Consider the following 23,623-nt stretch of genomic DNA (forward strand, 5'->3'; position numbering starts at 1 on the left):
TACTGCCAACAGTCGCTTTTTTTTTCCAGCAAAATGTTCCGTAAGCTAGGCTCGGCTGGACGACCGCCCCGATACCGCGTTATAGCCGTAACCGATGCAACCGCTGTAACACAATCTTAACAATGCCCGTCCGAACTGTTATCATTGTTGAGCTATGGACAAGCCTTTTCCGCAGACCGTTTGCACACGACAAGGGTATGCACGCCGCACACATTCAGGGCAAGCGCGACATACCCATGCGCCAAAGCCACGGTAAAGTAAAACTGCATCGTCATTGCCACCTGTAAACTACCTGTTAACCACACCGGCTCCACGGAGAAAACATGGGTTTCGGCATCCTCAAAATTCAGGTCGGACTGCAGAAGCAGCTGGACGAATTCCTCAATCAGGTCAGCGAGGCTGGCCTGCTCTTCAGGCAGGGCGTAACGCTCTATCTTCTTGAAAACGAAGAGGCCTTTGACGAAAAGCTGGAACAGATAACCACCGTGGAGCACCGTGGAGACGAAAAACGGCGGAGTATTGAGGAAAAACTGTACCTCAAAACCCTTATCCCCGAATCGCGCAGCGATGTGCTGCAACTGCTGGAACGCATGGACACCCTGCTGGATTCCTGCAAGGCCATGCTGTGGCAATTCAAAATAGAACTGCCCGACATCCCGGAAGAAATGCACAAGGACCTGAAGGAACTTGCCGAACAGTCCATGGAATCGGTGGAAGCCATTGTCCGGTCAGCCCGGGCTTTTTTCCGCTCCAGCCCCGAACTGCGCGACCACATCCATAAGGTCTCTTACTGGGAGGCGGAGTGCGACAAGGTGTCTATCCGCATGATGATGGCCCTGTACCGTCGCGATGACCTGACTCTGTGCCACAAAAGCCAGCTCAAGGACTTTATCCGCCGCATCGCGCTCATCTCGGACAAGGCCGAGGACGTGGCAGACCGCCTGAGTATCTACGCCATCAAGCGCATGCTGTAGCGCAGAGGAACGCCCATGCTCCCCCTCTTTCTTTCCAGCGGCCTGTTTCTGGGCTGGTCACTCGGCGCAAACGATGCCTCCAACGTGTTCGGCACGGCTGTGGCCTCGCGCATGGTGCGCTTTCGTACTGCAGCGGTCATCTGCTCCGTCTTCGTCATTCTGGGCGCAGTGGCGGGCGGTTCCGGGGCCTCTCACACGCTGGGCCAGCTGGGAGCGGTCAACGCGCTGGCCGGGGCCTTCATGGTGGCCTTTTCCGCCGCCGTCACCGTCTATATGATGACCGTGGCGCGCTATCCTGTTTCCACGTCACAGGCCATCGTGGGAGCCATCATCGGCTGGAACCTGTTTTCCGGCTCGCTCACCGACCCGGAATCGCTCTCCAAAATCGTCATGACATGGGTGGCATGCCCCGTGCTGGCGGCGTTTTTCGCCGTGGCCATGTATGTTCCCATCGCGCGGGTCATACGGGGCACATCCATACATATCCTCACGCAGGACACCATGACCCGCTGGGGCCTCATTCTTGCCGGGGCCTTCGGCTCCTATGCACTGGGCGCGAACAATATCGCCAACGTCATGGGCGTATTCGTGCCCGTGGCCCCGTTTCACGACATAACCCTGTTCGGCAGACTCACCCTCACCCCGGCGCAGCAGCTCTTTTTTCTCGGCGGCGTGGCCATTGCCGCAGGTGTGTTCACCTACTCCAGACGCGTGATGATGACGGTGGGCTCCGGAATCGTGCGGCTTACCCCCGTGGGGGCCTTTGTGGTAGTTACAGCCCACTCGCTGGTACTGTTCGTCTTTTCCTCGCAGGAACTTTCCAACGCCCTGCGTGCTGTGGGCCTGCCCGCCATTCCGCTGGTACCGGTTTCCAGTTCACAGGCCATAGTGGGGGCCGTTATCGGCATAGGACTGCTCAAAGGCGGCGGTGGCATTCGCTGGCGCACGCTGGGCGGCATCGCTTCCAGCTGGATAACCACCCCGGTATGCGCCACGGCCATCTGCTTCATCTCACTGTTTTTCCTGCAAAACGTGTTCGGGCAGAAGACATACCGCCCGGTGCACTACGAGCTGACTCCTGCCGCATGGGAGCGCGTCATTGACATGACGGCAGAAGACCCCACCGTGCGGGAACGTCTGGAAGACCTATACATGGAACGCTTCGCCGATGCGGCTCAGTTCCGCGATGCCCTGCGCACCCGGCTGCCCGACGCACAGGAACGGATTAAGCCCATCATGCAGCTTGCGGAGATGGACCCCATCCGCATCACCGCAGAAGGCGTGCAGATGATCGACCACAACTACCTGACCCCCGAAGAGATTCAGGCAGTGGAAGAGCTTTCCGGGCAGGCGTTCACCCACCGCTGGCGGCTGGCAGAGGTACTCGCCGAGCAGTCGCCAGCATGGCGCAAGCGCACGGAGAGCAACGAATCCGAGGCAGAACGGATGCGCAGGCTGAAATATCTTTTCGATGTGCTGCGCGGAAACCCGAACGGCAGCCGCTAAAAAATCGCGCGCCGGAAGCGGACTTCCGGCGCGCGGCAAAAAAGATGTTTCGGAACCGCGCATCATAGACGCGCCGCCACGTGCGGGCAAAACTAGTTTGTCACCTCGCAGGCGTTGCACACTCCTTCAAATTCCACCCGGGCTCCGGTGATAAAAAACCCTTCCGCCTCGGCACCGCCCGCAGGAATTCTGGCGGGCACGTTCATCACGTCTCCCAGCCTGCCGCACCGGGTGCAGCGGATATGGGCATGGGGCATGATGTTTCCGTCAAACCGCTTCTGGTTGCCAGCGCTTTCAAGTTTGAGTATTTCTCCGCTCTCGGCAAGCACGTCCAGATTGCGGTATATGGTTCCAAGGCTTATCCGCGGAAGCCGCTGGCGGACCATGTCATACACTTCATCCGCTGTGGGGTGCGTGGTAACCCGGCGCAGCTCTTCCAGAATAACCCGGCGCTGTTTGGTCATACGTGTCTGGGGGGGCATGCTCTTTCTCCTCAATAGGTTTTTCCACTGGTTAACAGTAACCATTTTTCATAAGAAGCGCAACCCCATTGATTGCAGGCCGTCAGGCGTATACGGCGCCGGGCCAAGGGCTCTCTGCCCAGCTCAAGACGCCGCCACTTCCCTGTTGACTTTTGTACAGTTTTTCTTAACAATATAGCAATGCACATGGAAGGAAGAGAACGCATGTCCCCCACCCGGGAAAACTTTTTCTCAAAATCCCTAACCGTTATGCCGTTTCGGCTGAAGAGGAACCTCGTATTAATTACGGCAGGCATCCTGTTCACATCGATTTTGGAAACGGGAACCATGGGAATCATCGCGGTGTTCGTCTCCGCCATCAGCGACCCGGATATCGTCATGCGCTCTCCCAAGCTTGCCTCGGTTCTCCAGCAGATACCGGGAGAGCTTTTCAACTCTCCCAAGAACACCCTGCTCACCCTTGCGGGGGCAGCTTCCGCCCTGCTGCTGCTCAAGAACCTGTGCTCAGCAGGCGTTACCTATGCATACTCCCGTCTGGCGTGCAAACTCGACACCCATTTCGGCGACCTGCTGATGAAAAACTACCTGTGCCACGACTATGAATGGCACGTGGGCCACCACTCCGCAGACCTCGTGACGGCCGGAACATGGCGGCGGTTCATGTCGGTTGTCTGGTACATGGGGATGCTGGCAGTAAACGATATAATGCTGGTGGTCATGCTGGGACTAGCCCTGCTGTATGCCGCCCCGCTCGTCACACTGGTTGCCATCGTCACGTTCGGCCTGCTGGCAGGAAGCATATTCCTCCTGCTCAGGCCCAGGGTAGACAAAGAAGCGCGAACTGCTGCCTCGTCGGAACAACGGGTCAACAAGCAGACATCCGACATTACGCAGGGCATCAAGGACATTCTCATCTCTTCCAAGCAAAATTATTTTTTTGAGCAGTATCAGAAGGATGTGACACGCGCCGCCAATGCGCAGGCCCGCATTCTGCTACTCACCCGCATACCCTCGTGGGCGTTTGAAACCGTCGGCTTCATGCTGTTGTGTCTGGCCGTGGCGGGAACCTTGGCCATGAATGAAAACGTCTCCTCATCCGTCATTTCCGGCAAACTGGCCATGCTGGGCGTGGTGGCGTGGCGCGCCATTCCCGCCTTCAACAGAATAGTGAACAGCCTGACCACTCTGAGAGACAACCTGCCCAAAGCCGATGCCGTTCTGGATGCCATTCTCGCCATGCCGGACAGCACGTTCTCTGCAGAAGAGGCCACTCCCCTCCCCTTGAAAAAAGGCATCACCATCGCTGGTCTGGACTTCAGATACGGCACGGCCGATAGCAACGCGTTGCACTCTGTGAACGTCTCCATTGAAGCGGGCACGACCGTAGGCCTTGTTGGACGTTCCGGCTCCGGAAAAAGCACCCTGGCCGACCTTGTCATCGGCCTGCTTTCTCCTACAGCAGGCTCTATTTCCATAGACGGGCAACCACTGACACCGCAACTGCGCAACAACTGGATAGCCAGCGTTGGTTATGTGGGGCAGACTCCATTCTTTACGGACGGCAGCATCTTGGAAAATGTGACCTTCGGGGTTCCTGCCGACCGTATTGACAAGGGGCACCTTCTGCACTGCTGCAAAATGGCCGCGCTGGACAGCCTCATTGAACAGCTTCCCGGCGGCATGGAACAGCCTCTGGGAGAACGGGCAGGCAAACTTTCTGGCGGCCAACGGCAGCGTGTGGCCATTGCGCGCGCCCTGTACCGCAACCCCCAGTTGCTTATTCTGGACGAAGCGACCAGCGCGCTCGACCAGCAGAGCGAAAACACCATAAAAAACACTGTTAAAAATCTGGCAGGGTCTCTGACCATGCTCATCATCGCCCACCGCCTTTCCACAGTAGAACAGTGCGACAAGGTGGTGTGGCTGGAAGGCGGACGGATTGTAATGGACGGAACACCCGCCGAAGTGCTACCCCACTATCGCGCCAGCCTGGGTGCTGAAAACGACTTACCAGATTCCTCCGGAGACCGATAACATGCACAAAAATCACTCACAGTATTCTCTGCGCAGGCGCTTTTTCGCCCGCTTCAAGAACACCTTTCTTCAATTGCCGTGGCTGTGGAGCCGGATTATCAACGACGACTCCTTTCAGGCCCAGTATTCCACGAAGCTGCGCCGACTGTTCATGAAAGTCGTCTGGTTCTGGCCGCGCCTCATTGATGCGGAGCAGTGGCGCGATGCTGCCATCGGAAACCAGCGGGACCCGAGCCACTTTGTGGAGATGACGCCCGGTGCAACAGCGCTTGTAGATGCCGTGACATCTACCACTCCGGACATGTCGGCGCCGATTCTCGACCTTGGTTGCAACAGCGGTCGCATTTTGAATGCACTAAGGGAAAAGGGATACTCCAATCTGCACGGCGTGGACATTTCGCAAGCCGCATATGAGCATATGCATAAAGTGTTTCCTGAACTTGCACAGCAGGTACATTACACTGTTGCAACATTTCAGAAATACCTCACCGAGCAGCCGGAAAAATCTATTGAAACCATATTCTCACATGGCGCTACAGTAGAACTTGTCCACCCTTCTTTCCCGCTGATCAAGCATCTCTGTCGCGTCTCAAAAACCTATGTCATTCTTTATTTCTATGAAACTGAGCACTCATATCCACGATTCTGGGAGTGGGAGTTCAACCGTGAAGGCTATTATCTCTGCGAGGCGAGGCGCCCTGCAGGCCCCAACGCTCCGAACTCGTTACTTGTTTTCAAACGAAGCGACAGAGAGTAATGGAGATACCTATGGCCTTTGGAGTCGTGAAAACCATCATTCAGGCACTTCATAACGCCACAAACCAGTGCAGCACTCTTTTGTCGTTGCATGAACCCACCTTCGCAGGCAACGAATGGACCTACGTGAAGGAGACCATTGATACAGGATGGGTCTCCACCGCAGGTAAATACGTCAATGACTTCGAGGTGCGCCTGCAGGAATACACCGGGGCCAAGCGCGCCATTGCCGTTGCCAACGGCACCGCCGCCCTGCATGTGGCTCTGCTGCTGGCAGGCGTGGAGCGTGATACGGAAGTCATCATGCCCGCGCTCACCTTTGCCGCCACTGCCGCTGCCGCTGCATACATCGGCGCGGTACCCCACTTTGCGGACAGCGAATATGCCACTCTGGGTATGGACCCGGACAAGCTCGCCGCGCATCTGGACGCAGTGGCAGAACGCCGGGGCAACGCCACCTACAACAGGCAGACCGGACGCCGCATCGCAGCCATTGTGCCCATGCACACCTTCGGTCATCCTGTACGGCTGGATGAACTGTGCGCCGTGTGCGAAAAGTGGGGCATCGTCATGGTGGAGGACTCGGCAGAATCGCTGGGCTCTTTCTACAAGGGCAAGCATACCGGCCTGTTCGGCAAGCTTGGTATCCTCAGCTTCAACGGCAACAAGACCATCACCACCGGCGGCGGCGGAGCCATTCTTACCGACGATGACGCGCTGGGCGACCTTGCCAAGCATATCACCACCACGGCCAAGCTGCCCCATAAATGGGAATACGTGCACGACATGGTCGGGTTCAATTACCGCATGCCCAACCTGAACGCGGCCCTGGGCTGCGCCCAGATGGAGCAGTTGCCCGGATTCCTGCAGAAGAAGCGCACCCTTGCGGAGCGCTACATCAAGGCGTTTGCCGGAGTGGATGGCGTCTCCTTTGCTGCAGAACCTGCCGATTCCGTAAGCAACTACTGGCTTAATGCCATCCTGCTGGACAAGGCAGACATGGCTCTGCGCGAAGACATACTGGAAAAGACCAACGCTGCGGGCTTCATGACCCGTCCCGCATGGCGGCTCATGAACAGGCTGCCCATGTATGCGGGAGCCCCCCGGATGGACCTTTCCGTTGCGGAAGATCTTGAAGCGCGCCTCATAAACATCCCCAGCGGGGCAGGACTGGCAGGGTAACGCCATGCGCAGGATATGTGTGGTTACGGGAACAAGGGCCGAATACGGCCTGCTGCGCCCGGTCATGCGGCGCATCGCCCAAAGCGGTTCGCTCGCATTGCAGGTCATTGCCACAGGCATGCACCTGTCGCAGGAATTCGGCCATACCGCACAGTCCATCCTCGACGACGGCTTTACCATTGACGAGCGGGTTGAGATGCTACTCTCCAGCGACACCCCCGTCGGCATTACAAAATCCATGGGCCTGGGCGTCATAGGCTTTGCGGACGCCCTGGCCCGTCTTGCCCCGGACCTTGTCCTTGTGCTCGGCGACCGGTTCGAAATTCTCTCCGCCGTGCAGGCGGCCCTTATCGCCCGCATCCCCGTTGCCCACCTGTGCGGGGGCGATTCCACGGAAGGCGCGTTCGATGAAGGCATCCGCCACGCCATCACCAAGATGTCCCACCTGCACTTTGTCAGCAACGCCCACGCTGCCCTGCGCGTCCGCCAGATGGGAGAAAACCCGGAACACATCTTCAACGTAGGCAGTCCGGGAATAGACACCATTCTGGAACAGGACATGCTTTCCCGCGAAGCGCTCGCAGCATCGCTCGGCATACGCCTTGCTCCGCGCATGCTGCTGGTCACCTATCATCCGGAAACCCTGAGCAGCGCATCCGCAACCGGGCAGTTGCACAGCCTTTTCGGCGCGCTGGATGCCTTCTGCGCCAGCAGCGGTGAATGCAGCGTGGTCTTCACCATGCCCAATGCCGATACAGGCGGACGGGAAATCATGGAGCACATACGCGCCTATGCCGAACACCGCCCGCATGTCAGCGCGCACACCTCGCTCGGCCAGCTGCGCTATCTCAGTGCCATGCGTCATGCCGCCGTGGTGGTGGGCAACTCGTCAAGCGGACTGTACGAGGCCCCCAGCCTGCATGTGCCGACCGTGAACATCGGCGACCGGCAGAAAGGGAGGCTTCGTGCCGCCTCCGTCATAGACTGCGCTCCGGAAAAGGACGCCATACTGGCAGCCCTGAACACCGCCATTGCAACCGACTGCTCCGCCGTTTCCAATCCCTACGGCGATGGAAGAACGGCAGAACGCATTGTCACGGTGCTGGAATCGCTCACGGACACGGCCTCCCTTGTCAGAAAACACTTTTTTGCCCTTGATGGAGACGTGCAATGAACCCGGTGTACATCATTGCCGAAGCGGGCGTGAACCATAACGGCTCCCTCGACCTTGCCCGCAAACTCATCGATGCGGCCAAAGCAGCCGGTGCGGATGCCGTCAAGTTCCAGACCTTCAAGGCTTCAAGCATTGCCTCTGCCGGTGCTTCCAAGGCAGCCTACCAGAAGGAAACCACGGATGCCGCCGAATCCCAGCTTGATATGCTGAAAAAGCTGGAACTCTCCGTTGCGGACCACGATGCCTTGCTGCAACACTGCCGAGACGTGGGCATAGAGTTCATGTCCACCCCGTTCGACCTCGACAGCGTGGACCTGCTGATGAACCTTGGCGTGCAGCGTATGAAAATTCCGTCAGGCGAACTGACTAACGGGCCTCTGGTCCTCAAGGTGGCCAGAACCGGCTTGCCGGTCATCCTCTCCACGGGCATGGCCACCCCGGCTGAAGTCGAAACCGCCCTCGGCGTACTGGCATTCGGCATGATGGAGCCGGCTGACACGCCTGCAAAAGGCGACTTTGCCGCAGCCTATGCCTCGGAACAAGGCAAGCGCCTGCTCAGCGACCGCGTTGTCATTCTGCACTGCACCACGCAGTACCCCACACCTTACGAAGATGTGAACCTGCGCGGCATGGATACCCTGAAGGACATGTTCGGCATTCCCGTGGGCTATTCCGACCACACCCCCGGCATCACCATTCCCGTTGCCGCCACCGCACGCGGTGCCGTGCTGATTGAAAAGCATTTCACGTTGGATAAAAATCTACCCGGTCCCGACCACAAAGCCTCGCTGGAACCGCAGGAACTTGCAGAAATGGTCCGATCCATCCGCATTGTGGAACGCGCTCTGGGCACCGGAGAAAAAAAGCCCCAACCCAGCGAACTGGGTAACATGGCCATTGCCCGCAAAAGCCTTGTAGCCGCACGGGATATAGCCGCTGGCGAGCTGTTCACGGAAGAAAACCTGACCGTGAAACGGCCGGGTAATGGAGTATCGCCTATGTGCTACTGGGAGTGGCTTGGGAAGCGGGCAAAGCAAGACTATCCCTCGGAAGCCCTCATTCAAGAATATTAGCCTAGGCCCTTAAGCACAGGCAGCCTTGACTTAGTAGTAATCAGCACTCAGCAACCGGCTTATGCAGCCAAACGGACGCCATTTATGAAAAAATGGAGACAAGGTCTGATACGACAAGCAGCCCCGCTCATCGATGCCATTCGCCTCATCGATGAAAGCGCACTGCAGATTGCGTTGGTTGTGGACGAACAGGAACACCTAGTCGGCACAATTACGGATGGCGACATCCGCAGGACCCTGCTGGAACAGCTTCCGCTTGACACTCCTGTCAGCCGGGTGATGTGCTCCACCCCCATGACTGCACGCGAAACAGACAACAACGCTTCAGTTCTGGCAATGATGCACAGCCATGACATCCTCCATATTCCGCTTGTGGACGATGCCGGTCGACTTGTCGGCTTGCGCAGCCTAAAAGAACTGACATCGGTTCCCGAACAGGACAATATGGTTGTTCTCATGGCCGGCGGCCTCGGCACGCGTCTTCGCCCGCTCACAGAAAACTGCCCGAAGCCCATGCTGAACATTGGGGGAAAGCCGATACTGGAAACCATACTAGAGAATTTTATCGCCCACGGGTTTCGCCGGTTCACCATGTGCGTCAACTATATGGCTGATATAATAAAAAACCACTTTGGTGACGGCAGTAGATGGAATAGCCATATCCAGTACGTCCATGAAAGCCAGCGCATGGGCACGGCCGGAGCTCTCAGCCTGCTCCCGGAAACTCCGGAAACCCCTTTCTTCGTGATGAACGGAGACCTGCTCACAAAAACCAACTTCAAACAGCTTATAGATTTCCACACCCAGAAAAATTCTCTGGCCACCATGTGCGTACGCGAATATGAACTGCAAATTCCCTTTGGCGTTGTGCACACCGACGGCGAACGTCTGACAGCCATAGATGAAAAGCCCATGCACAACTTTTTTGTCAATGCTGGCATTTACGTGCTCAACCCCGACGTGCTCGCCATGATCCCCAAGGGCGGCTTCTTCGACATGCCCGATCTGTTCAAGATGCTTATTGCAGACAACCGGATGACCGCCTGTTTCCCCCTTAGGGAATACTGGCTCGATATTGGCAGACTGGATGACTTTCAGCGGGCCGAAGCCGAATACGTTTCTAACTTTTGCATGACCTTGAAGAGCTAGAGCATGACCATACAGTCCAAGAACATCCTCGTTACCGGCGCGGACGGCTTCATCGGCTCGCACCTCACAGAAACCCTGGCCCGCATGGGCGCCAATGTCCGAGCGCTCAGCTACTACAACTCCTTCAACGACTGGGGATGGCTTGACACCATTGACCTGCCCGGCAACGTGAACGTGGTGACTGGCGACATCCGCGACCCCCATTTCTGCCGACATATCTGCAAGGATATCGATATAGTATTTCACCTTGCAGCGCTGATTGCCATTCCCTTTTCATACGTTGCTCCCGACTGCTACGTGGACACCAACGTGCGCGGCACGCTCAACATCTGCCAAGCCGCCCTCGACATGGGCTGCTCCAAGGTCATCCACACATCCACAAGCGAGGTGTACGGAACAGCATTGAGCGTCCCCATTTCCGAAGAGCACCCGCTTCAGGCGCAGTCACCTTACAGCGCCAGCAAGATAGGAGCTGACGCCATCGCCAACAGCTTCCACACATCGTTCGACCTGCCAGTTGTTACGGCCCGTCCATTCAACACCTTCGGCCCCAGGCAATCGGCACGGGCCGTCATTCCTAACATCATCATACAACTCGCTGCTGGAAAAACTGAAATTGCCCTGGGTGACACGCGCCCCACCCGCGACTTCAACTACGTGCTCGACACTTGTCGAGGATTCATCGCCCTTGCGGAGTACGACGGGGGCAACGGCGAAGTCTTCAACATCGGAAGCGGAAGAGACATTTCAATTCTCGATCTGTTCAGCACCATCAACGACCTCATGGGCACCAAGGCAACCATCAAAGAAGAAGAGCAGCGATTCAGGCCCAAGAAATCCGAGGTCATGCGCCTGCTCTGCGACAGCTCCAAAATTGCGGCGGCCACCGGTTTCCGCTCCGCATACACGTTGGAGGACGGCCTTAAGGACTGCATTGCATGGTTCAGTAGGCAGGAAAACCTTAAGCGCTACAAGATAGATATCTACAACGTGTAGAGTAAACGTCCATGAACAATCCGCAGAACATCATCATACTATATTCCAATATTTTTACTGAGCGCGATTATCAGCGGTTCGGAGTTGAAACCTTCAGAAAAAATGGTTTCTCGGTGCAGGCATGGGACGTAACCGCGCTCATAACTCCTGAGTATTTTAAAGGACTTCCTAATGATATCCGCAAACCTGTTGCGGAGACAGTGCTTATTACCTCACGGAAACAGCTGAAAGAACTTGTCGTACGAGCACCAAAGAATACCATCGCCATCAACTTCCTCCCGAGCGGGTTCACCACGCAGCACATTCTCGGCCTGCTACACGGACGGGACATAGCTATTTTAGATTATGCCACATCGCCACTGCGTGTCACCATGCCACGAAACATGACTTCATTGAAGATGGCACTGAAAAACATCAACGTATCGAATCTGTCCAACACTGCTTTTCGAATTTTCAGTCGTTTCCGAAAGCCCACAATCGGTGCGACCTACACTGTCATTACTGGCAATCCGGGCCGTACCGTGAAAGGTATCCCTATTCATGCACACACATTCGATTACGACACGTATCTCAAAGCTGGCAAAACAGGCAGCATCGGAAACTACCTTGTTTTCATCGACCAAGACATCCCGAATCATCCAGACTGCAATGTGCGGCACAAAATCAATCTGGCCACACGCGAGATATATTACCCTGCGGTAGACGCTGCATTCCGCTATATTGAAGAAAAAACCGGACTAAACGTCGTCATTGCCGCACATCCGCGATCAGACTACACGTCAACGGGCAATCCATATGGCAACAGAACGATCTTGAGCGGCAATACCTGTGAACTCATACGGGACAGCGCGGGGTGCATTACGCACTACTCCACAGCCATCAACTTCTGCGTATTGTACCATAAGCCCCTCATCGTCCTGACGATGGAAGAACTGGGGCCGCGCCAGAACCCATGGGTCGATGAATACATCCGCCTCCTAAACCCCTTGCAACTGGACCTCAATAATAAGGCAGACTGGACCCTTCCCATGCCACTGACTCACGGCAAGAATGCCTACGACAACTTCATTTATGAGTACATCAAATCGGACAAGGCACCGGATATTCCTTTGTGGGACATTGTCATCCAGCACTTGCGCAAGTCATGAAGCACCACAACACTCAATGCAGAATTCTCGGCGTCATCCCCGCAAGGGGGGGCTCGAAGCGCCTGCCCGGTAAAAACATCAGACCGCTTGGCGGCAGGCCTCTTATTCAGCACATCATTGAAACCTGCTCTCGATCTCGCCTGCTGACGGACTGCATTGTTTCCACTGATTCCGAGGCCATACGCCGTGCCGCCATGGATGCCGGGGCGCAGGCTCCCTTTCTGCGGCCGGACCACCTTGCGAGCGACACAGCCAATTCGCAGGATGTGCTGCGCCATGCTCTGGAGTTTTTTGCCGCGCAGGGCAACAAGTATACGCATGTTGTGCTCATGCAGCCCACCTCGCCGCTGACTAGGGTGGAAACCATTGACCGCTGCATAGAGCGACTGCTTGAAGATAACCGCGACATGGTTTTTTCCGCCGATGCCGTGCATGTGGCTTCCCGCTTTATGGGTACCGTAGACCCGCAGGACACCTTTCTGCTCCGCTACCCAGCAGCAGACAGTACGCCGGAATACGTGCCCACCGGCAACGTGTATGCCATGACCGCACGCCACGCCATTGAAGCGCCCTCCCTCTTCAGCGGCAATCTGGCGGTCGTTATGGTGACACGAGAGGAAGCCGTGGATATCGACTATGAAGAAGACTTTGTCATGGCGCAGATTTATTTCGACAAACTCAACCAGAACACGCAACCATGAGCACAACCAACCCGATTCGAATCATACCGAGGCTGGACATAAAAGGCCCTAACCTCATCAAGTCCATCCACCTTGAGGGGTTACGCGTCCTTGGCAAACCGGAGTTCTTCGCCACCAAGTACTGCGAACAGGGTGCCGACGAAATTATCTACATAGACAGTGTGGCCAGCCTGTACGGGCGGAACAACCTGCACGAGATCGTTTCACGTACAGCCTCCAACATCTCCATCCCGCTCACGGTGGGCGGGGGCATCCGCAGCCTTGACGATGCCTACCATCTGCTGCGCTCTGGTGCCGACAAAGTTGCCATAAACACCTCGCTCTTTGAAAAACCGGGGTTGATTTCCGAAGTGGCCAAACGGTTCGGCTCCCAGTGCGTGGTGGTGTACATAGAGGCCAAAAAAGTGGACAATCGATACCGCTGCATGCACACATACGGCCGCGACATCACAAGCCGCGAACCGCTGGAATGGGCGAAGGAAGCTGTGGACAGAGGGGCGGGAGAAATACTACTGACCAGCGTCGATCAGGAAGGAACCGGTAACGGCTATGATCTGGAACTCATACATATGCTGGCTTCCTCCCTGCCGGTTCCCGTCATTGCCAGCGGCGGCGCGGGACGACTTGAACATCTCCTTGATGCCGCCACCACGGGCATGGCGGATGCCATTTCGCTGGCCTCGATGCTGCATTATGACCGATTGCAGAATGTTGTGGATTCCGAGAACTACGCATCGGAAGGAAATACGTCCTACATTGCGCTCCAACGGGGCAAGTCAACAGAATTTCTAAAGCAAAAAATCCGTCCAACCAGCATCCTCGACATCAAACATTTTCTGCTCGCCAACAACATCCAAACCCGACTCATTTAGTACCGATCATGAACACAGTTCACATCATAGACTACGGCATAGGCAACATCTTCAACATCCGAAGAGCGGTAGCCGATGCGGGGGGCAATCCAGTGCTGACGTCACGCCCCGAGGATCTTGCCGCTGCCGATAAAGTCATCCTACCGGGCGTTGGGGCCTTTGGAAATGCCATGCAGAGCCTTGCCCTCAACGGCATGGACGAGGCTATCAAAACATTCGTCACCTCGGGTAAACCGCTGCTCGGCATCTGCCTTGGAATGCAATTGCTCTTTTCCCGAAGCGATGAATTCGGGGATCATACAGGACTGGACCTTGTACCCGGTTCAGTCGAACGGCTGCCCATTACGGACGGCTCCAAACTGCCGCACATCGGCTGGAGCAAGCTCTTGTGCCCCACGGAAGAAGCCACGGCTTGGAATGAAGGTCTATTCAAGGGCTTGACGATGGAAAGCTACGCCTACTTTGTGCACTCCTTTGCGGCAAAGCCCTTGTCACCTGAGCATGTCCTTTCGTATTCCAGCTATGGGCACAGTCTCTTTTGCAGCACCGTATCCCGTGATAATGTTTGGGGATGCCAGTTCCATCCCGAACTGAGCTTCAATACTGGCAAAGCCATCTTTCAGAATTTTCTTGCAGTCTAAATGTCTTCTCACCTAGCAGGAGCAACAGGAGATCATCATGGATAAGCTTTTTCATACCCCTCTTCCTGAACTACCGACCATAGACAAACAACTCGGCAATATCCCGCAGGACGTGTTTTTTTGCACCAAGTGTGTCACGTCCAACCAGCGTCCCCGTATAACATTCAATGATCAGGGGATTTGCAGCGCATGTCAGTGGCATGAGGAAAAAGAAACCCTCGACTGGAACGAACGCGAACGGATGCTCGTGGAACTGCTGGACAAGCACCGTTCCAAGAACGGTCAGTTTGACTGTCTTGTCCCCTCCAGCGGCGGCAAAGATTCCGGGTTCGTCGCCCACATGCTCAAGTACCGTTACGGCATGAATCCCCTTACGGTTACGTGGTCCCCGTTCATGTACACCGATATCGGCTTCAGAAACTTCAACAACATGATTCATACCGGGTTTGACAACATTCAGTTCACCCCAAACGGGATATTCCACAGAAAGCTGTCCAGAATTTCATTTGAGTGCAACGGTGACAACTTCGACCCATTTGTGTACGGACAGAAATCATTCGTCTTCAACATTGCCATCCGATTCAACATCCCGCTCATCTTCTACGGCGAGAACGGCGATCTGGAATACGGTGGCAGCATGCATTCCAAAAACAAATCCCACGAAGACATATCCGACTGGACCAACACCTACTTCAAGGGCAGCGGCGTTCAGAACCTTGTCTCCATCGGCCTTGAGAATGGCATCTTCACAAAAGATGAGATTGCTAGGCAGAACACCGAATTCTACCGAGCGCCGGACCCCGAACAGGTGAACAAGCTCGGCGCTGAAATGCACTGGTTCTCGTTCTATAAAAAATGGATCCCGCAGGAAAACTACTACTATTGCGTGGAAAACACCGGATTCGAAACCAACACAGAACGGTCCGAGGGTACCTATACCAAGTACGCCAGCCTTGATGACAAGACCGATGGCTTCCATTATTATATGGGATACATCAAGTTCGGTATGGGCAGAACCACCCGTGACGCCTCCATGGAGATTCGCAACAAGCACATTACCCGTGAAGAAGCGGTGGCGCTGGTCAACAAGTACGACGGTGAATACCCCAACAAACACCTTGAAGATTTCTGCCGTTACATCGACATCTCCAAGGAACACCTTGATGCCGTTATCGACAAATTCCGCCCGATCCACCTGTGGGAAAAGGTGGACAACGTGTGGCGCCTGAAGCACAGCGTAGCCTAAACACCATGGCGGCGGCTCCTTTTCCTGCGAAAGGAGTCCGCCGGTTTCGTGGTGCCTCTCCCGATATTCCGACCCGACAGCCGCGGAAACGCAACACAAGGCACCGCATTCCCCAGTATTCAATACCGGAGCACAGTATTCATGAAAGAAACAGTTAAGAAGGCCGTACGCGCCCTGACCGTGGTAAGCACCGTGCTCGCGTACCCTTTCACGGCAGCATTCTTCTGGGTCAACCGATGGGTTCTCGACAATGACTTTGTGCTGCGCCAATACCCCAGACTGGGCAAGCCGTCCTACTGGGCCGTTCCTTTTGTCGCATTCTACCATCTGGTAGGCATCATCCACAGCGGGTTCAAGGCCAGTTATTCCAACTACGCCATCAAACAGTACCACCGCCTTACTCCGCTGCACTATGCCCCTGGAGGCCGCGGATACCTTTCGCTGAAGGACCTGTCGGAAGCCGAAAAAACCGAAAAATACCAGTCACTCGTAAGCCGGGCATCCATGGTCTTGGACAAGGCGGGCATGCTTGCCCTCTACCGCGACGGTGATTCCTTTCTTGATGCAGGATGCGGCATGGGGAAGAACATCCGTTTCCTTTCACAGGCCTATCCCAACTCCAAGATTACGGGCTTCGACATTAATGAGTCCGCCCTTGATCTGATCAAGTCGGCTGAGAAGAACCCGAATGTCACTGTAGAAAAGGGCAGCATTCTTGAGCCGGCATACATGGCCTCGCTTCCCGCCAACGGATTTGACCATGTCATCATGTCCCATGTTATGGGGTTCATATGCGTTGAAAACGAGAAGGTTACAGCAGAGATTCGTCAGTCGATAGTTGACAACCTTGTCCGCGTTGCAAACAAATCCTTTCTCCTTCTTGACTCACATTCCTCTTGCAAGGCGATGACCGTTGAAATCGAGCAGAAAAACCGCTGTCGCATTTACGACAACCTGACACGCTACTTCGAAAAGCATCTCAACACTGGTGAACTGTACCTGGTCCCCTCACCAGAAACAACCGGGTTCTACTATGTTAAACGATAAATCCATTCTCATCACCGGCGGCACAGGCTCCTTCGGCAAGATGTTCACCGAGATCATCCTGAAGCGCTTCGCGCCCCGGCGTCTCATCGTCTTCAGCCGCGACGAGCTCAAGCAGTTCGAAATGGCTCACGAATTTTCCAAGGAAAAATACCCCTGCATCCGCTATTTCATTGGCGACATACGCGATAAAGAACGCCTCTACCGCGCCTTGCAGGGCGTGGATTTTGTCATCCATGCGGCTGCCATGAAGCATGTACCCGCCTCGGAATACAACCCCACGGAAGCCATAAAGACCAACATCTATGGCACGCAGAACCTCATTAACGTGGCTGCGGACGTGGGCGTGCAACGGCTGGTGGCGCTCAGCACAGACAAGGCGGTCAGCCCCGCAAACCTGTACGGTGCCACCAAGCTGGCAGCAGACAAGCTGGTGGTCGCCGCCAACATGTTCACGGGCAGCGCCACCCGGTTCAGCGTGGTGCGCTACGGCAACGTCATGGGCAGCCGCGGCAGCGTCATTCCCTTCTTCATGAACAAGCGCAAGGAAGGCGTGCTGCCCATCACAGACCCGCGCATGACCCGCTTCTGGATATCGCTTGAAGAAGGCGTAAACCTCGTCATCAAGGCTCTGCACGAAGCCGCCGGCGGCGAGATATACGTCCCCAAAATCCCGAGCATGAACATCATGGATCTCGCAAAGGCCATAGCGCCTGAGTGCGAAACCAAGATAGTGGGCATCCGTCCCGGCGAAAAACTGCACGAACGCATGATCCCCATGGAAGATGCCCGCCACACTCTGGACATGGGCGACCACTTCATCATCAAGCCCGACCACGAGCTCTTCAACTTCAAGGGCGACCTCTCCGCAGGCAAGCCCGTGCCGGAAAACTTCGAATATGATTCCGGCACCAACAACTGGTGGCTCACCGTGGACGAAATGCGCACCATGCTGCGCCAGCAGGGCTGGGGCATATAGCGTCATGGAAGACAACCGCACATTCATCCCTTACGGGCGACAGCACATCACGGACGAAGACATCGCCGCCGTGACCGAAGCCCTGCGGTCAGACTGGCTCACCACCGGTCCCCGCGTGGGCGAGTTCGAGCAGGCAGTGTGCACCTTCACGGGTGCACGCCACGGCGTTGCGGTGTGCAACGGTACAGCGGCCCTGCATGCTGCCATGTTCGCGCTGGGCATCGGCCCCGGAGACGAGGTCATCGTCTCCCCCATGACCTTTGCAGCCACTGCGAACTGCGTGCTGTATATGGGGGGCACCCCCGTGTTTGCCGATGTGGAGCCGGACACTCTGCTTATAGACCCGCAGGCGGTGCGCGCCCGCATCACGCCCGCAACCCGGGCCATCATCGGCGTGGACTATGCCGGCCAGCCCTGCGACTGGGACGCCCTGCGGGCCGTTGCCGATGAAGCGGGCGTAGCACTGGTTGCGGATGGCTGCCATGCCATCGGCGGCACGTACAGAGGGCGCAGTGTGGGTACCCTTGCCGATATGACCGTGTTCAGCTTCCATCCGGTGAAGCACGTTGCCACGGGAGAAGGCGGCATGATCATGACGGACAGCGATCTGCTCGCCGCCCGTCTGCGCCTGTTCCGCAATCACGGCATCTCCACGGACCACCGCCAGCGCGAAGCCGCAGGTTCATGGGCGTACGACATGGTGGAACTCGGGTACAACTACCGCATTACGGACATCCAATGCGCGCTGGGCATCTCACAGCTGAAACGTCTGCCGCATTCGCTGGAACGTCGCCGCGCCATCGCAGCACAGTATGATGCCGCCTTTGCGGGCACTGACATCTCGCCCTGCACACAAAGACCCGACAGGCTCAACGCCTATCACCTCTACGCCGTGCAACTCCCGGAGAAGACCGACCGCGCCGCCGCGTTCGCCCACATGCGCGCCAACAAAATAGGCGTCAACGTCCACTACATTCCCGTGCACCTGCACCCGTATTACCGCACCCGCCTCGGCACGGCGGAAGGACTGTGCCCTGTGGCGGAAAAAGCATACAACCATCTGCTTTCCCTGCCGATGTTCCCGGAACTGTCCGAGGCGGACGTGGACAGGGTGGTTAAAACGCTGCTGGATGCCCGAGGAGCGTAAGTGAAGCTGGTCATCCGCGCAGACGCCACGCCCGAAATGGGAACCGGTCATGTCATGCGTTGCATCGCCCTTGCACAGGCGGCGGTGCGGCGGGGCATGCAGGTTGCGTTTGCAACGCGTTGCGAAATCCCTTTCCTGCGCGAACGCCTGTCCGCCATACCGTGCACGGTAACGTATCTCGCACCTCAGGCGGACAGGGACGAAGAGATGGCTGTCATCCGCGCAATGATGACTCCGGCTCCTTGTGCGATTGTTCTGGACGGCTACCACTTCACTCTGGACTACCAGCAGGCCATCCGCCCCTATGCCAAGACCGTAGTTCTGGACGACCACGCCTTTCGCAGGGAATTCTGCTGCGATATTCTGGTGAATCCCAGCACCATGCCGGAACTGGTCCGCTACCCTGAGGCACATGATACCAGACTCCTTGTCGGACACCGCTACGTCATGCTGCGCGAAGAATTCCTGCAGGCTCCCCCGGCACGGCCCGATGAACATAAAGGTCCCGTCCGCCTTCTTGTCTCCATGGGCGGCGCAGACCCACACAACGCCACCTGCGCCATTTTGCAGACTCTGGCCGAACTGTCTCCGGATAACGTAACACTGACCGTGCTCACCGGCCCGGCAAACCCGCATACAGAAAGCATCCGCCAAACGCTGCAGACAGTGCGGTGTGCACACACACAACTCCTCACGGCGGTCTCTGACATGCCCGCCCTGCTACGGCAGACAGACCTTGCCATCTCCGCTGCGGGCAGCACCTGCTTTGAGCTTGCCCGCATGGGGATTCCCTTCTTTCTGCTCCAGACAGCGGACAACCAGGCTCTGCTGGCAGAAAGCCTAACCCGTCAGGGAATCGCAGTTTCCATGGGTAGTCTGGATGCCATGTCTCCCCAGTGGTCTACAACCCTGTCAGACTTTCTTGCAGATTCCGCGCTCCGGCATCACACCGCTGCCCGTGCTCGTTCACTGGTTGACGGACTAGGCGCATTCCGCCTTCTTGAGGCGTTGGCTCCCACGGAACTGCGGTTGCGCCCTGCCACCCCGGATGACTGCGATGCCGTTTTCAGCATCGCAAACGACCCTCAGGTGCGTGCCGCATCGTTCAATTCGGCCCCCATCCCTCATGCAAATCATGTGGCATGGTACAAAGAGGCCCTGCAGTCCGGGGATATCCATTTTTATATGGCGGATAATGCCTACGGCGTTCCCGCCGGATACGCCCGTTTCCATACGGGAGAAGGCCGCACAGCCACTATATCCGTAGCTGTGGCACTGCCCTTCCGGGGCTGCGGGCTCGGTGGCAGCCTTATCGGGCAGGCTTGCCGCATGTTCCTGAAAGAGCACCCCGGGCACACGGTGCGGGCACTCATCAAGTCAGACAATATCGCTTCCGTAAAAAGCTTTCTCTCTGCAGGCTTTTATTTAACGAAAACAGGGCAATATATGAACGTGCCTACAGAATTTTACACACTCGGAGCAGCCGGAAATGACCAGTAGCATCACCATAGGCACCCGAACCATAGGCGCAGGGCACCCCGCATATATCATTGCGGAGATGTCGGCCAACCACAACCAGAGCTTCGACCGTGCGGCAGACATCCTCCGTGCTGCCCATGCCGCAGGCGCAGATGCCGTGAAGCTGCAGACCTACACCGCAGACACCCTCACCATCCCCTGCGACAACGAACATTTCCGTATCAAGGGCACCCTGTGGGAAGGCCGAACCCTGCATGACCTGTATCTGGAGGCCTACACTCCGTGGGACTGGCAGCCCAAGCTCAAGGCTTTGGCCGATGAACTGGGCATGCACCTGTTTTCCACTCCGTTCGATGAAACGGCCGTGGATTTTCTGGAAACCATGAACGTTCCCGCCCACAAGGTTGCGTCCTTTGAGCTTGTGGACCTGCCTCTGCTCAAAAAGATTGCGGCCACGGGCAAACCCGTCATTATGTCCACCGGCATGGCCACCCTGGCAGAAATCGATGAGGCAGTGACCACCCTGCGTCAGGCAGGGTGCAAACAACTTGCCCTGCTCAAATGCACCAGTGCCTACCCCGCCCCCGCCCACGAAATGAACCTGCGCACCATACCCCATCTCGGGCAGGCGTTCGGCGTTCCCAGCGGGCTTTCCGACCACACCCTCGGCATCACCGCGCCTGTGGCCGCCGTGGCTCTCGGGGCCTGTATCATCGAAAAGCACTTCACCCTCTCCCGTGGCGATGAGGGACCGGACTCCTCATTCTCTCTGGAACCGCAGGAGTTCAGGCAGATGGTCGACGCCATACGCATGGCAGAGGCGGCCCTCGGTACGGTACAATACACCCTCACTGCCAAGGAAGTTGCCAGCAAGGTGTTCCGACGCTCTCTCTTCGTGGTAAAGGACGTGAAAAAAGGAGAAACATTCACCCTAGAGAATGTGCGCTCCATACGCCCGGGTACAGGCTTGCATACCCGTTTTCTCTCGGATATAATTGGCAGTCACGCTACTATGGACATTCAAGCGGGCACCCCAATGTCTATGGGCCTTTTCACCTCCGGGAATAATCACCGTGAATAGCAGAACCCTCACTATCCTCCCCGCAAAACTCGGGTCTACCCGGCTTCCGCAAAAGAACATTCTACCTCTGGGAGACAAACCGCTCATTGCCTGGAGCATTGAAGCGGCTAGGCAATCCTCTGCCTGCGGTCGCATCATGGTCTCCTCCGAAAGCAAAAAAGTTCTCGACATTGCTGAAGAATACGGTGCTGAAGTCCCTTTCGTCCGCCCGGACCATTTGGCCAGAGATCCCTACGGCGTCTCTGACGTGTGCCTGAATGTTCTGGAAGCATATGAACAACTCGGCCAGACGTTCGACACGCTGATTATCCTGCTCCCCACCTCCCCTTTCAGAACGGCGGAGGATATTGACGCTGCCTATGCTCTCTTCCGGGAGAACAACGCAAATTATTTAATGAGTGTTTCTGAATACGAGCATAGCCCCTACAGTGCGCTCCGCATGGCCTCGCAATTTCCGCATCAGGCCTTTCCCTGTTTCCCGGAAACGCTGGGCAAGAAGCGGCACGAGATGCCCGTTCCGTACCGCGCAAACGGCGCTATTTGCATTGTTGACGTAAAGGCATTCAAGCAAAGCAGGTCATACTACGGAACACCTCTGCATGTGTATGCAATGCCACAAAGCCGCTCCATAGATATAGACTCGGCGCTTGATTTTGAATTAGCACAATGGCTTCTCACCAAACGAGTTTCCAATGACTAACAAGACTCTCCACCTCGGCTCACGCGTTCTTGGCGAAGGGAACCCTGTTCACATTGTATTTGAAGCAGGTCCCACACATAGCGGTCTCGAATCCGCGCTTAAACTGGTAGATATGGCAGCCGACGCCAATGCGGACGCTATCAAATTCCAGATGGTTGATGCCAAGGCTATTGTATCCAACCCTTCTGTGAAGTTTTCATATTCCTATCTAAAAGATCGACACACCGGAGAAACGGAAACTATCGAGGAGTCCCTTCTCGAAATTCTGCAACGCCGGGAACTGACAAGAGAAGAATGGAAAATCCTCATCGCCCACTGCAAGCAGAGAGGAATCGATTTCTTTTCCACTGCAACCACTGAAGACGAGCTCCATTTCCTTGCTGCGCAAGGAGTGGATTGTATCAAGATATGCTCCGGAGATCTGACCTACCACCATTTTTTACGTGTTGCTGCGCAATACGATTGGGCCATACAGATAGACACAGGGTCTTCCAGCATTGGCGAGGTTGAAAAGGCCATAGATGTGCTTGAAGAGGCAAACGCTCGCAAGATCATCATCAACCATTGTCCCTCCGGATATCCTGCCCACCTTGAAGGAATTAATCTCAACGTTCTGCGCACCCTTAAGAGCATGTTCCCATATCCTGTTGCCTTCTCTGATCACACCCCGGGAGCAGTGATGGATGTCGCTGCTGTGGCTCTGGGAGCACACATGATCGAGAAGACCATCACGCTTGACAGGACAACGCGCAGCCCTGAACATATCATGTCTTTGGAACCTGAAGACGCAGCTGCCTTTATTAAGACTATCCGCGAGGTGGAAATTGCACTCGGCTCCACCCGCAGATATGTTTCCCCACCTGAAAGAAAGTCCAGACTGGTGGCGCGGCGAAGCCTTTTTGCCGCTTGTGATTTACCCGCAGGAAGCACAATTTCTCAAGAGCATCTGCACTATTCCCGTCCCGGAGACGGCATTCCTGCGGATATGGACCACCTGATTCTGGGCAGAACAACTGCGCACAATCTGACCAAGGGACAAAAGCTTTCTTTTTCCGACTTCAAGTAACTGACACAAAAGCCCTACAAAAGCCTGCAAGACCTTGCTCACTACAAGCGCCCACCCGATGCTGAAATCGACGAGTTTGATCCTGCTGTGTATATGTCGAACTTTTTTTCTTGGGGCGCAGTGTACAGTCTCGGGCGCCGCACCGACGAAATTCTCCTTATTACCCTCTAGCTCATTATACGACTACCCATAG

General features: G+C 56.1%; 22 protein-coding genes. 21 read left to right on the top strand and 1 reads right to left on the bottom strand.

The window, feature by feature from the left end; genetic code table 11:
- Positions 1 to 323 precede the first annotated feature (323 nt).
- Both HUV26_RS13850 and HUV26_RS13855 read left to right on the top strand, forming a co-directional pair.
- Complete coding sequence (locus HUV26_RS13850; protein WP_174410727.1) at positions 324 to 974, top strand: DUF47 domain-containing protein; 651 nt, start codon at positions 324 to 326, stop codon at positions 972 to 974.
- Between the two features lie 15 nt (positions 975 to 989).
- Positions 990 to 2,480 (top strand): inorganic phosphate transporter, encoded by a 1,491-nt coding sequence (locus tag HUV26_RS13855; protein WP_174410728.1) that lies wholly within the window; start codon positions 990 to 992, stop codon positions 2,478 to 2,480.
- A 92-nt stretch (positions 2,481 to 2,572) separates the two neighbouring features.
- On the opposite strand, the gene HUV26_RS13860 is transcribed toward HUV26_RS13855, so the two are convergent.
- On the bottom strand, positions 2,573 to 2,962 hold the full coding sequence (locus tag HUV26_RS13860) for a Fur family transcriptional regulator (protein WP_174410729.1): 390 nt from the start codon (positions 2,960 to 2,962) through the stop codon (positions 2,573 to 2,575).
- Positions 2,963 to 3,289: 327 nt separating this feature from the next.
- On the opposite strand from HUV26_RS13860, the gene HUV26_RS13865 reads away from it, so the two are divergent.
- The 19 genes from HUV26_RS13865 (at position 3,290) to HUV26_RS13955 (ending at position 23,430) form a co-directional block, all read left to right on the top strand.
- Positions 3,290 to 4,996 (top strand): ATP-binding cassette domain-containing protein, encoded by a 1,707-nt coding sequence (locus HUV26_RS13865; RefSeq protein WP_174410730.1) that lies wholly within the window; start codon positions 3,290 to 3,292, stop codon positions 4,994 to 4,996.
- Between the two features lies 1 nt (position 4,997).
- Complete coding sequence (locus HUV26_RS13870) at positions 4,998 to 5,753, top strand: class I SAM-dependent methyltransferase (protein ID WP_174410731.1); 756 nt, start codon at positions 4,998 to 5,000, stop codon at positions 5,751 to 5,753.
- An 11-nt stretch (positions 5,754 to 5,764) separates the two neighbouring features.
- A complete protein-coding gene (locus HUV26_RS13875; RefSeq protein WP_174410732.1) occupies positions 5,765 to 6,934 on the top strand; it encodes a LegC family aminotransferase in 1,170 nt (389 codons plus the stop codon).
- Positions 6,935 to 6,938: 4 nt separating this feature from the next.
- Complete coding sequence (gene neuC / locus HUV26_RS13880) at positions 6,939 to 8,108, top strand: UDP-N-acetylglucosamine 2-epimerase (protein WP_174410733.1); 1,170 nt, start codon at positions 6,939 to 6,941, stop codon at positions 8,106 to 8,108.
- Complete coding sequence (gene neuB / locus HUV26_RS13885; RefSeq protein WP_174410734.1) at positions 8,105 to 9,181, top strand: N-acetylneuraminate synthase; 1,077 nt, start codon at positions 8,105 to 8,107, stop codon at positions 9,179 to 9,181. Before neuC ends, neuB begins: the two co-directional genes overlap by 4 nt.
- Positions 9,182 to 9,265: 84 nt before the next feature.
- On the top strand, positions 9,266 to 10,330 hold the full coding sequence (locus HUV26_RS13890; RefSeq protein WP_174410735.1) for a nucleotidyltransferase family protein: 1,065 nt from the start codon (positions 9,266 to 9,268) through the stop codon (positions 10,328 to 10,330).
- Between the two features lie 3 nt (positions 10,331 to 10,333).
- Positions 10,334 to 11,326 (top strand): SDR family NAD(P)-dependent oxidoreductase, encoded by a 993-nt coding sequence (locus tag HUV26_RS13895; protein ID WP_174410736.1) that lies wholly within the window; start codon positions 10,334 to 10,336, stop codon positions 11,324 to 11,326.
- 11 nt (positions 11,327 to 11,337) lie between these two features.
- The gene (locus tag HUV26_RS13900) at positions 11,338 to 12,474 is read left to right on the top strand and encodes a hypothetical protein (protein WP_174410737.1); all 1,137 of its coding nucleotides are present in this window, start codon (positions 11,338 to 11,340) and stop codon (positions 12,472 to 12,474) included.
- Positions 12,471 to 13,175, top strand: coding sequence for an acylneuraminate cytidylyltransferase family protein (locus HUV26_RS13905; protein ID WP_174410738.1), 705 nt, complete (start codon positions 12,471 to 12,473; stop codon positions 13,173 to 13,175). The genes HUV26_RS13900 and HUV26_RS13905 overlap by 4 nt, the downstream gene beginning before the upstream one ends.
- Complete coding sequence (hisF, locus tag HUV26_RS13910; protein ID WP_174410739.1) at positions 13,172 to 14,047, top strand: imidazole glycerol phosphate synthase subunit HisF; 876 nt, start codon at positions 13,172 to 13,174, stop codon at positions 14,045 to 14,047. Before HUV26_RS13905 ends, hisF begins: the two co-directional genes overlap by 4 nt.
- An 8-nt stretch (positions 14,048 to 14,055) precedes the next feature.
- A complete protein-coding gene (hisH, locus tag HUV26_RS13915) occupies positions 14,056 to 14,688 on the top strand; it encodes an imidazole glycerol phosphate synthase subunit HisH (RefSeq protein ID WP_174410740.1) in 633 nt (210 codons plus the stop codon).
- Positions 14,689 to 14,725: 37 nt separating this feature from the next.
- Entirely contained in the window at positions 14,726 to 15,934 is a 1,209-nt protein-coding gene (locus HUV26_RS13920) for an N-acetyl sugar amidotransferase (protein WP_174410741.1), read from the top strand.
- Positions 15,935 to 16,075: 141 nt separating this feature from the next.
- Positions 16,076 to 16,981, top strand: coding sequence for a class I SAM-dependent methyltransferase (locus tag HUV26_RS13925; protein ID WP_174410742.1), 906 nt, complete (start codon positions 16,076 to 16,078; stop codon positions 16,979 to 16,981).
- On the top strand, positions 16,968 to 17,957 hold the full coding sequence (gene pseB, locus HUV26_RS13930; protein WP_174410743.1) for a UDP-N-acetylglucosamine 4,6-dehydratase (inverting): 990 nt from the start codon (positions 16,968 to 16,970) through the stop codon (positions 17,955 to 17,957). The genes HUV26_RS13925 and pseB overlap by 14 nt, the downstream gene beginning before the upstream one ends.
- Positions 17,958 to 17,961: 4 nt before the next feature.
- The gene (gene pseC, locus HUV26_RS13935) at positions 17,962 to 19,104 is read left to right on the top strand and encodes a UDP-4-amino-4,6-dideoxy-N-acetyl-beta-L-altrosamine transaminase (RefSeq protein WP_174410744.1); all 1,143 of its coding nucleotides are present in this window, start codon (positions 17,962 to 17,964) and stop codon (positions 19,102 to 19,104) included.
- The gene (gene pseG / locus HUV26_RS13940) at positions 19,105 to 20,604 is read left to right on the top strand and encodes a UDP-2,4-diacetamido-2,4,6-trideoxy-beta-L-altropyranose hydrolase (RefSeq protein WP_174410745.1); all 1,500 of its coding nucleotides are present in this window, start codon (positions 19,105 to 19,107) and stop codon (positions 20,602 to 20,604) included.
- Complete coding sequence (gene pseI, locus HUV26_RS13945) at positions 20,594 to 21,664, top strand: pseudaminic acid synthase (protein ID WP_174410746.1); 1,071 nt, start codon at positions 20,594 to 20,596, stop codon at positions 21,662 to 21,664. The genes pseG and pseI overlap by 11 nt, the downstream gene beginning before the upstream one ends.
- Positions 21,657 to 22,364, top strand: a complete 708-nt coding sequence (locus HUV26_RS13950) for an acylneuraminate cytidylyltransferase family protein (RefSeq protein WP_174410747.1) — start codon at positions 21,657 to 21,659, stop codon at positions 22,362 to 22,364. Before pseI ends, HUV26_RS13950 begins: the two co-directional genes overlap by 8 nt.
- The gene (locus tag HUV26_RS13955; protein ID WP_174410748.1) at positions 22,357 to 23,430 is read left to right on the top strand and encodes an N-acetylneuraminate synthase family protein; all 1,074 of its coding nucleotides are present in this window, start codon (positions 22,357 to 22,359) and stop codon (positions 23,428 to 23,430) included. Before HUV26_RS13950 ends, HUV26_RS13955 begins: the two co-directional genes overlap by 8 nt.
- Positions 23,431 to 23,623 lie beyond the last annotated feature (193 nt).

The organism is Desulfovibrio psychrotolerans (genome assembly GCF_013340305.1).
Lineage (GTDB): Bacteria > Desulfobacterota > Desulfovibrionia > Desulfovibrionales > Desulfovibrionaceae > Halodesulfovibrio > Halodesulfovibrio psychrotolerans.

Excerpts from the sequence above, each read along its gene's own strand:
- HUV26_RS13850 (WP_174410727.1), top strand. The coding sequence starts at position 324 with ATGGGTTTCGGCATCCTCAAAATTCAGGTCGGACTGCAGAAGCAGCTG.
- HUV26_RS13855 (WP_174410728.1), top strand. The coding sequence starts at position 990 with ATGCTCCCCCTCTTTCTTTCCAGCGGCCTGTTTCTGGGCTGGTCACTC.
- HUV26_RS13860 (WP_174410729.1), bottom strand. The coding sequence starts at position 2,962 with ATGCCCCCCCAGACACGTATGACCAAACAGCGCCGGGTTATTCTGGAA.
- HUV26_RS13865 (WP_174410730.1), top strand. The coding sequence starts at position 3,290 with ATGGGAATCATCGCGGTGTTCGTCTCCGCCATCAGCGACCCGGATATC.
- HUV26_RS13870 (WP_174410731.1), top strand. The coding sequence starts at position 4,998 with ATGCACAAAAATCACTCACAGTATTCTCTGCGCAGGCGCTTTTTCGCC.
- HUV26_RS13875 (WP_174410732.1), top strand. The coding sequence starts at position 5,765 with ATGGCCTTTGGAGTCGTGAAAACCATCATTCAGGCACTTCATAACGCC.
- neuC (WP_174410733.1), top strand. The coding sequence starts at position 6,939 with ATGCGCAGGATATGTGTGGTTACGGGAACAAGGGCCGAATACGGCCTG.
- neuB (WP_174410734.1), top strand. The coding sequence starts at position 8,105 with ATGAACCCGGTGTACATCATTGCCGAAGCGGGCGTGAACCATAACGGC.
- HUV26_RS13890 (WP_174410735.1), top strand. The coding sequence starts at position 9,266 with ATGAAAAAATGGAGACAAGGTCTGATACGACAAGCAGCCCCGCTCATC.
- HUV26_RS13895 (WP_174410736.1), top strand. The coding sequence starts at position 10,334 with ATGACCATACAGTCCAAGAACATCCTCGTTACCGGCGCGGACGGCTTC.
- HUV26_RS13900 (WP_174410737.1), top strand. The coding sequence starts at position 11,338 with ATGAACAATCCGCAGAACATCATCATACTATATTCCAATATTTTTACT.
- HUV26_RS13905 (WP_174410738.1), top strand. The coding sequence starts at position 12,471 with ATGAAGCACCACAACACTCAATGCAGAATTCTCGGCGTCATCCCCGCA.
- hisF (WP_174410739.1), top strand. The coding sequence starts at position 13,172 with ATGAGCACAACCAACCCGATTCGAATCATACCGAGGCTGGACATAAAA.
- hisH (WP_174410740.1), top strand. The coding sequence starts at position 14,056 with ATGAACACAGTTCACATCATAGACTACGGCATAGGCAACATCTTCAAC.
- HUV26_RS13920 (WP_174410741.1), top strand. The coding sequence starts at position 14,726 with ATGGATAAGCTTTTTCATACCCCTCTTCCTGAACTACCGACCATAGAC.
- HUV26_RS13925 (WP_174410742.1), top strand. The coding sequence starts at position 16,076 with ATGAAAGAAACAGTTAAGAAGGCCGTACGCGCCCTGACCGTGGTAAGC.
- pseB (WP_174410743.1), top strand. The coding sequence starts at position 16,968 with ATGTTAAACGATAAATCCATTCTCATCACCGGCGGCACAGGCTCCTTC.
- pseC (WP_174410744.1), top strand. The coding sequence starts at position 17,962 with ATGGAAGACAACCGCACATTCATCCCTTACGGGCGACAGCACATCACG.
- pseI (WP_174410746.1), top strand. The coding sequence starts at position 20,594 with ATGACCAGTAGCATCACCATAGGCACCCGAACCATAGGCGCAGGGCAC.
- HUV26_RS13955 (WP_174410748.1), top strand. The coding sequence starts at position 22,357 with ATGACTAACAAGACTCTCCACCTCGGCTCACGCGTTCTTGGCGAAGGG.